Source organism: Flavobacterium akiainvivens (assembly GCF_001278115.1).
GTDB lineage: Bacteria > Bacteroidota > Bacteroidia > Flavobacteriales > Flavobacteriaceae > Flavobacterium > Flavobacterium akiainvivens.
Genome location: NZ_LIYD01000005.1, coordinates 3,919,885 through 3,926,614 on the forward strand (window position 1 = coordinate 3,919,885; position 6,730 = coordinate 3,926,614).

Annotated in this window: 9 protein-coding genes; 2 read left to right on the plus strand and 7 right to left on the minus strand. The window is 42.3% G+C overall.

Features of this window, described 5'->3' with window-relative positions; genetic code table 11:
* Positions 1-283 precede the first annotated feature (283 nt).
* The 6 genes from AM279_RS17510 to AM279_RS17535 all read right to left on the minus strand — a co-directional run bounded on the left by AM279_RS17510 (position 284) and on the right by AM279_RS17535 (position 3,075).
* A complete protein-coding gene (locus AM279_RS17510) occupies positions 284-640 on the minus strand; it encodes a hypothetical protein (protein WP_054409346.1) in 357 nt (118 codons plus the stop codon).
* Complete coding sequence (locus AM279_RS17515; protein WP_054409347.1) at positions 637-1,032, minus strand: hypothetical protein; 396 nt, start codon at positions 1,030-1,032, stop codon at positions 637-639. The genes AM279_RS17510 and AM279_RS17515 overlap by 4 nt, the downstream gene beginning before the upstream one ends.
* A 17-nt stretch (positions 1,033-1,049) precedes the next feature.
* On the minus strand, positions 1,050-1,397 hold the full coding sequence (locus AM279_RS17520) for a hypothetical protein (RefSeq protein WP_054409348.1): 348 nt from the start codon (positions 1,395-1,397) through the stop codon (positions 1,050-1,052).
* On the minus strand, positions 1,394-1,747 hold the full coding sequence (locus AM279_RS17525; RefSeq protein ID WP_054409349.1) for a hypothetical protein: 354 nt from the start codon (positions 1,745-1,747) through the stop codon (positions 1,394-1,396). The genes AM279_RS17520 and AM279_RS17525 overlap by 4 nt, the downstream gene beginning before the upstream one ends.
* 51 nt (positions 1,748-1,798) lie before the next feature.
* Complete coding sequence (locus AM279_RS17530; protein ID WP_054409350.1) at positions 1,799-2,305, minus strand: GbsR/MarR family transcriptional regulator; 507 nt, start codon at positions 2,303-2,305, stop codon at positions 1,799-1,801.
* An 89-nt stretch (positions 2,306-2,394) separates the two neighbouring features.
* A complete protein-coding gene (locus AM279_RS17535) occupies positions 2,395-3,075 on the minus strand; it encodes a hypothetical protein (protein ID WP_054409351.1) in 681 nt (226 codons plus the stop codon).
* 17 nt (positions 3,076-3,092) lie between these two features.
* Between AM279_RS17535 and AM279_RS20710 the strand changes: the two genes are divergently transcribed.
* A complete protein-coding gene (locus AM279_RS20710) occupies positions 3,093-3,245 on the plus strand; it encodes a hypothetical protein (RefSeq protein WP_160316464.1) in 153 nt (50 codons plus the stop codon).
* 177 nt (positions 3,246-3,422) lie between these two features.
* On the opposite strand, the gene AM279_RS17540 is transcribed toward AM279_RS20710, so the two are convergent.
* On the minus strand, positions 3,423-4,274 hold the full coding sequence (locus AM279_RS17540; RefSeq protein WP_054409352.1) for a helix-turn-helix domain-containing protein: 852 nt from the start codon (positions 4,272-4,274) through the stop codon (positions 3,423-3,425).
* A 145-nt stretch (positions 4,275-4,419) separates the two neighbouring features.
* Here AM279_RS17540 and AM279_RS17545 point away from each other — a divergent pair, with 145 nt between their 5' ends.
* Positions 4,420-6,663: a TonB-dependent receptor gene (locus AM279_RS17545; protein ID WP_054409353.1), complete on the plus strand. Its 2,244-nt coding sequence runs from the start codon at positions 4,420-4,422 to the stop codon at positions 6,661-6,663.
* Positions 6,664-6,730: the final 67 nt, after the last annotated feature.

Here is a 6,730-nt window from a genome sequence, read left to right on the forward strand (position 1 = left end):
AGATTATATAGTATATGCCGCCAAATGCACCACCGGTTATAATGCAGAACAGTACGGATATCCAGTAGTAATTGACCCGTATTTGTAAGGGCCTGCCAAGGCGGGGATAGAGGAAGAACATTATTGCTAATGATATCCCCACCTGATAAAGGCCCGGTAATGCCAGCACCTGTGGTAGCCCTAACAGGATGCATACCAGTGTTATAATAAACAACGTGCAGTTTAGACGGTAAGCAACTTTTAAAAAGTTTGTCATGGTTTGTAACTACACCTTAAAGGATAGCTATGTTTCATTTTTATTGGGATTTAATGAAAATACATAAGTGACATATACAAAGTATCCTGCAATGCACATTGGGATACCACAAAGAATGATAGGGATGTAAATTCTTTCTTTTAAGTTTCGAAGTGTAAGCGCTAACAGCAGCCATGTAATTACTAATATCCAGTACACGAGTAGTTTGACTGTTTGCTGCTTTTCAAATTTCCTAAGTAATACAGTAAGGATAATTGCTGTTATTACTTGGTAACAGCCCAATAAAAACTGGGCTGTTAGGGCTTTAAAACCATATGCAGTGTAGAGTGTAATGGTTAAGGCTACTGCCGCATAGTTAACGTAGTGGGCTATTCTTAAAATCATGGCTTGCCTGCTGTAAACACTATACGCTCATCGATACGGTTTTCTTTGGCTTTTCTTTTCCCACGGAAAAAGAAGTACAGGTTAAGGAACAGCATGAAGCCCAGGTAAATGCTAAACCCGCCTATTTTGTAGCTTAGCGCCTCTACAAGTGCCTGGTAGCTGTTGTTATACAGGTCTATGCGCAGTATAAGGAATGCGAAACCAAGGTTGAGGAGATAAAACCCGGTTTCAAAAAGCTTGTTGGTGGCGTTTGCAATTTCTTCGCGGCCTTTAAAGATGTCGAGCATAAAAATGCGGGCGTTTTTAAAGAGCGTGCGGCTTACTATCAGTGTAAGTGCTATTGCCACAGGCAGGTAAATAAAGTAGCCGGTAAGGATTTTGGTGGTTTCCATAATATGTAGTTTTATGTTTAATGAATAAGTTTCTTAACGTATTTGGTAATAACAAACAGGTTGATGTAGTGCAGCGCTGAGAGTATCAGCACTATCAATGCTATACGATAACTGAGTGTTTCTAAAAGCATGGCCCATGTTGTAATTTTCTGCCAGCTGATGAGCGTGGTGGCTGCGTAGCCTATGTTAACCAGGTAGTAGCCTGTGAGCAGTATTTTGTTAATGCGGGTACACAACTCTTCATGCCCCGGCATTAGGGAGAGTACATACACGTTGCCGTTTCGGTAGCATATTTGCCCCACTACTACAATTATATAGGCTACTGCCGCCAGAAAAATACCGTATGATACAAGGTTGAGGTTCATGGTTCCGGGTTTAAATATCCGTTTATGCAGCTGGTAACATATACAAAATAGCAGGCAACACACATAGGGATTACGAATATAAAAAGCACTGTGGCTGTTGTATTGTCCTCATATGCAAGCCATGTTACCAGGGCTATGAACACAGCTGCTAAGGCAAATGCCCAATACCTTAAAAGCAGCTTCTTGCACCTCTCGTTAAGTTTTTCGTAGTAAGCTATTGTAATGATTGCGGCAAGTAACAGTTGTAGCGAACCTAATATAAGCTGGGCAAACATGCCAAGAAATAGGGTTACGTACAGTAACAGGGTAATGCCCAATGCAAAGAAGTTTATGTAGTGAATATATTTCATATTGTAAGTTTTAAATTTTCAGTAATTATTGAAACATTAGAATAAAAATTTTTACTTCATTACTTTCATAACAAGGCGTGCCAGCCAATTGTCTTTGTATTCGGTTACTTTTTCAATCATATTATCTGCCTTAAGTACAAAATCATAGAGTTTAGAAGTCTGGTCTTTAAACTGCTTTGCCTCGGCAGATGTATTGGTTATATTAGCAGTAGATACTTCTTTAAGTACTTTAAGTGCGGGTTTAATTTCGCGGCGGCTGCGTTCCTGGGCTACCTTAACGGCAAGCTCATCAAGGTCTTTTTCGGCAACAAAAAACTCGCGGCGTTCCCCGGGTTTCAACTCCTTATATATAATACCCCAGTCCATTAGCGAACGCAGGTTCATGCTGGCATTACCACGGCTTATGTGCAGTTCTTCCATAATGTCTTCCATAGAAAGCGGTTCGTGTGCCACCATAAGCAGGGCGTGTATTTGCGCCATGGTTTTGTTAATGCCCCATTGCGAGCCTAAAGCCCCCCAGGTTTGCACAAACTTATTTTTTGCCTCTTTGAATTCCATGAAGTAAAAGTAATACAAAAATTCTAAACTTTCAAAAATAATTGAAAATAAATAATACAAAAAAGGCTCCCTCTTTCAGGAGCTGTGTTTTAATTTATTGGAATAAAGAGGTTTACATAAAACCTGCCGCCGTTTTCCCTAACCGGATTTACTATGTTTGCAAAGTCAGATTTCCATTTACTATTGGTAAAACAAAAGTCATAACCGGCATTCAGTACAAAAGACCTGCGGTTGTTTTTGTCTTTAAAGGCTAATGATGCTGATGGCCCTACAAACCACGATTGGTTACGTAGTGGAATAAAACCGGTGTTGGTTTCCGGGTTAAGGTCGTCCATATCAATTTCTGTAGCATCAGAAAATACAGAAAGGTTGCTTGCTATAAAGGTTACATCGCCACCGGCAGCAAACTGCAGTTTATTGTTTTCGGCAAGAATGTATTGCAGCCTTAGCTTAACGGGAACCTGTAGCAACTGAGAGCCGTCTTTCTTCCTGTTATTAAAGGTGTAGGTGGTGCCAAATTCAAAGGTAAGCGACAGGTTGTTCTCAAACGTGGCGTTCCAGCCAATGACCGACGCCGGTGTTACGCCAGGCAGTTCTTTTACCCCGCCGGCAGCCAGGTTGCTGTTTATGTTATAGTCCGGGTGAAACGCAGCGCCAAAACCAAAATACCATTCTATCTCGGTTTTTGTGCGGGTTGTTGTGGTTTCGGTCTCCTGTGCAAAAGCTTTGCCGGCAAAAAGCGCCAGCAGCAGTAAGGTGATTTTCTTCATAATTGTAAGGTGATTAAATGATTGATGATGATTTTAAAAGAACAGGTGGAGTACTTTCTCCACAAGGTGTACAAGTACTGTTAGCATGGTTTTATTGTTTATTGACAGATTTTCTTGGTGTAAAAGATAACACAATGGCTGTAACTGCACCTATTGCCAAATATGTATAAATCTCTTTTGTAAACAGGTACTTCGATGCGATTATGCAAATTAAGTCGGCAATAACCAGTATGGCGAATAGCAGGATATATTTTTTAGTGTAGCTCATTTTGTGCCGGTTTTATTGGTTTATAAAGCAAAAGTAAGGCAGCTACACCGCCTAAAATTGTATAATTGGGACAACCCGCCTAATTTTCAAAATGCCAGTACACAGCTTCCTGGCTGCCCAGGCGGGTAAGGTTGTGCAGCAGGTCTTTAGGCGGCTGGTGGGTAACCGATTTAAAATGCTTTATAAAATGGGCCTGGTCATAATACAGGCTGTACAATGCCACATCGGTCAGGGTAACAGCATTACCCGCCTGTTGCGAATAGTTAAGCGCATTGCGAAACATAACCAACTTTTTATACTCTTCAACCGAGGCGCACAGGTGCTTTTTAAACAGGCGCAGCAGTGTTTTGCGGTTTATGCCCATACTGTCGCTTAACTCTTCCACACGCACTAAGCCGTTGGTGTTTAATATTTCCTGCATGGCTTTTTTAATAACCGGCTCATTAAAGCCCGTGTAAGCCTGCCTGAAAAAATCATCAAGCAGGGTGGTTTTTGCGCTTATATCAGCCGTATTATACACGTTGTTTAATGTATCGGTAAATGCCTGGCCAAAACAGGTAAGCTGAGAAAACGGTGCGGTAAATACCTCGCTAAGCGGTACGTTCAAAAAATGGTTGATGCCGAACGGGTTAAATAAAACGCCTATTTTACTGAATTTACCCGATAAATCTACCTTAAAGCTCTCGCCGGTATTTACCGAATATAAAATAGTGTAGTTGCTTTTACCGCTTGGCTTTACTGTAGAGTCGCCGGTGCCCAGTATAACTTCAGATCCTTTATAAACCGTAAGGGCATGCTTGTAATTGGGGTAAAATGTAAAAGTGTTTTCAAAACTATCGTCATCACTCCAGTGAAAATAGTAGCACGCTATGTGCTTTGCCACAAGGGCATCGGCGGGTATAACGGTTACAAAATTTCCTTTAGAATCCAATAGTTACGTGCTTTTGCTAAAAATAATCGAAAATACATCACACTCCAAATATTTGTTTAAACAAAATAATTTTAATTATTGTTTAAAATGTATTTTTAGTCTTGTCTAAATTTATATTTTTGCATTAACACAATTTACTTTTAAGATGTTTAAAAAATATATTCTTATATTATTTGGTTTTACGGCATTACACGCCCAAACAGCAAAAATAAATGGCAGGGTTACCGATGGCAAAACAGGTATACTGGCTGCTACAGTTCTTATTGAGGGGCTTAATCTTTTGGCTGTGGCCGATGAAAACGGGAATTACATTATAGAAAATATCCCGGCAGGGAGCTATGAGGTAATAGCTGCATCGGTAGGATATAGTACCTTAAGGCAAAAGTTTACCATACTTGATGGCGAAACCCAAACCCTGGATTTTAAGCTTCAGCAGGATGATGAATCGCTTGATGAGGTGGTAATTACCGGTACCATGAAAGAGGTAAGCCGTATGGACAGCCCCATTCCGGTAGAGATTATAACCCCGAAGCTCTTTAAAAAGAACCCCACCGCCAGCCTTTTTGAAGCCGTAGGGATGATAAATGGTGTGCAGCCGCAGCTTAACTGCAACGTGTGCAATACCGGCGACATACACATAAACGGTATGGAAGGTCCTTATACTATGATACTTATAGACGGTATGCCCATTGTAAGTGCCCTTTCTACAGTATACGGGCTTAGTGGTATACCCAACAGCATTGTAGAGCGTATTGAGGTGGTAAAAGGCCCGGCATCTTCGCTTTATGGCAGTGAGGCTATGGGCGGTATAATAAACGTGATTACCAAGGCTCCTTATAAAGCACCCCTTGTTAGTGCCGATTACTTTTTTACCAGCTGGGGCGAGCACAGCCTTGACGCCGCGGTTAAGATAAATGCCGGTAAGGCCAAATCGTTACTGGGTATAAACTACTTTAACTACCAGGTTAAGGCCGATAAAAACCATGATAACTTTACCGATGTTACCCAGCAAAACCGCATTTCAATATTTAATAAATGGGATTTTGAACGTGAGGAAAACCGCCAGGCCAGCATTGCAGGGCGCTATGTGTATGAAGACCGCTGGGGTGGCGAAATGGACTGGACACCCGCTTTCCGCGGAAGCGACAGCATTTATGGCGAGAGCATTTATACCCAAAGGGCTGAGGTTATAGGCCTGTACCAGTTGCCAACCGCCGAGCGTATATTCACACAATTTTCATACAACTGGCACAACCAGGACTCGTATTACGGTACTACACCTTACATGGCTACACAACAGGTGGCTTTTGTACAGGCCTATTGGGATAAGCAGTTTGGCGATAACCATACCTTTTTGCTTGGGGCGGCGTTTAGGTATACGCATTATGACGATAATACCCCCGGCACAGCAAACGAAAACGGGGTTAACCGCCCGCAGGAAACCCCGCTGCCCGGGGTGTTTATTCAGGATGAATGGACCCTTAACGAAAGGCACAAGCTACTTGGCGGCTATCGTTTTGATTATGATAAAAACCACGGCGGCGTGCATTCGCCAAGGGTGGCCTATAAGTTTTCGCCTAACCAGCACAACACGCTAAGGGCCAGTTTTGGTACGGGTTTCAGGGTGGTGAATTTATTTACCGAAGACCATGCTGCACTTACGGGTTCGCGCGATGTGGTTATTGCCGAAGAACTAAAGCCCGAACGCTCATTAAACGGTAACCTGAACTATGTACTTAAAATACCAACTGATGCTTTTGTACTGGGGCTTGATGCTACAGCTTTCTATTCGTACTTTACAAATAAGATAGTAGGTGATTTTGATACCGACCCAACAAAGATTATTTACGACAACCTTAACGGGCATGCCATATCGCAGGGATTGTCGCTTAATACCGACCTGACGTTTAATTTTCCGCTTAAAGTTATGGCAGGTATTAGCTACATGGATGTTTTCCAGATGGAAGAGAACGAAAATGGCAGCCTGCAACGCACACAGCAACTGCACGCGCCTAAGTGGAGTGGCAACTATGTGGCTACCTACAGTTTCCCCAACAACTACAGTATAGACCTTACCGGAAACTGGTATGGCCCCATGCGCCTGCCTATATTGCCTAACGATTACAGGCCGGAGTATTCGCCATGGTTTTTAACGGCTAATATACAGGCAACCAAGAAATTTGATAATGGTCTGGAATTTTACGGCGGTGTAAAAAACATTTTTGATTTTGTGCCCGGCGACCCGCTTATGCGTCCGTTTGACCCGTTTGACCAGCATGTAAACGACCCTGTAAACAACCCTAACGGCTACACGTTTGATACTACCTATAACTATGCATCTATGCAAGGCAGGAGGGTGTTTTTAGGCGTACGATATAATTTGTTTTAAGCCTCACCCCAGCCCCTCTCCAAAGGAGAGGGGAGGAGCTTCACTCTGATATGGCAATAAAAAAAAC